General features: G+C 47.3%; 1 protein-coding gene. It reads right to left on the bottom strand.

Going from position 1 to position 1,817, the window contains the following annotated elements; genetic code table 11:
* Positions 1-1,817 (bottom strand): contractile injection system protein, VgrG/Pvc8 family (locus CKO50_RS01880; protein WP_255229012.1); only part of this gene is annotated, 1,817 nt, incomplete at both ends.

The following is a 1,817-nucleotide window of genomic DNA, read 5'->3' as shown; positions in this document are numbered from 1 at the left end:
TTGACGTTACCACTTGAGTCAATGCTGATTTCACTGCCGCCATTGGCAAGGGTGAGGTTGCCAGAGCCACTACCTTTAATCGTGATATTGCCTTGGCTTTGAATGATTTGACTTCCCGCCGGGGCGGTGATGGTGAGATTATTGTCTGCCTTGAGCTTTATATCACTTTGGATAACACTGCGATGACTGCGACCCGCCTTAAGGGTCAAATCTTGTTTGGCGCTGACGTCAATTTGATTGGCGGTGACGTCTAGGTTGGTTGCTGCATCGGCAATCACCGACTTTTTACTCTCCAGTGCCAGTTGTTGTTTGGCGCTGGCAATAAAGGTTTTATTGGTAAGTAGTCGAATTGCGCTTTTAACACTGCCAAGTTGTATGTCTTTGGCTGCAAAAATATTCATTGCGCCAAGTTGCGCAAGCCAGTGAATATAAGGCTGCTTTTTATCACCATGTAACACCAAGTGCTGGTTGCCCGCTAAGGTTTGCAACACAATATGCGGGGTTTTTGGGGTGTCATCAAACATCAACAGGTTTTGGCCGCGAGAGCACAACACGTTTTGGGCGTTATTGGCGCTAGTAACAACAGATGGTTGCGTGTCATTAAGCGCAAACCCTAACAAGTAACTTTGGTCAGGGTCGTTGTTCATACAACCGATGAGCACATTACTGTCTGGCAGCAGTGGAAAGTGTAACCCTGTCGGTTGCTTTTGACCACGACAGGCGTATTGTGTGAGGCGCTTTACCGATTCAGTCACCTGACTATCAAAATGTACTTGCGTGGCATATTGCCCTTGTGCATCTAAGTGAGGATTGGCCTTTGACCCCGACAGCGAGCGCACTGTGGCGGTAAACACCATCGGCTTGGGGCTATGCTCTGGGGGCGCGATACGTATTGGCTCACCTCGTGGTACACACACCGACTCGCTATGATGCGCAACTTGCTTAGGGTTATTGGCACTGCCTTGCTTATAAATCTGTTTACTGCGAATACAGGTATAATCGCCACCTTTCGCTGTGCCCAATTTACCATTTAACGAAAACGAATAACCGGCATTGGCTTCGGCTACGTTTCCTACCAGCGTGACTTCATTTTTACCTTGTTGATAGGCAAGCTCGAGATTGCCAGTGCGCTCAAATTGCTCAGCGGGATTTTGTGCAGCAGGCTCAAAATAGCTACGCAGGGCCGAGCTGACCGAGGTTGGTGGATGGGCATTCATATGCACTTGTGAGCCACCCATTCTAAAACGATGGCGGCTTTGGCACTGCGTAAACCCAACAAAGCCGGTTTCATGTTCGTGCACCAGGCCATCTTTATCCGTTACCGACAGCAAGCCTCGCTCAATATAGGGGCTTGCAAGATTCCCCTCGGCAATCACTATCGACTCAATAAAATCATGGCATTCAAACCAATAAATTAAGCCGTACTTTGCTAAGAGTCGGGTGAAAAAGGTGTAGTCGTTTTCTAGCGCTTGTACGCACTGCGGTAGCGTGGGTAAATCTTTAGTGACTCGCCATTTTATCCGGTCTTGTGAATAGCCGGCTTTTTGTATCAGCTTATTGAGGACAGACTGAACATTGGCTTGTACAAAGATTTGGCTTTTTTCTGTTTGCTTAAGTAACTCAAGGCGAGGCTTTAAGACCACCTCTGCACCACAGGTGTGCTCAGACACAAAACCAGATTGGATATCAAACAAAGTCCCAGTGAAATATGTTGATATTGCATCTGGTGACTCAATTTCAAACGTGAGCATATTGCCGACAAGTAATTCATCAGCCAGGTCAAATTGGGATTCTAGGTTCGCTTTGAGTAAAAAGCC

Source organism: Pseudoalteromonas sp. HM-SA03 (assembly GCF_002289345.1).
Lineage (GTDB): Bacteria > Pseudomonadota > Gammaproteobacteria > Enterobacterales > Alteromonadaceae > Pseudoalteromonas.
This window is presented reverse-complemented; position numbering and strand designations above follow the sequence as displayed.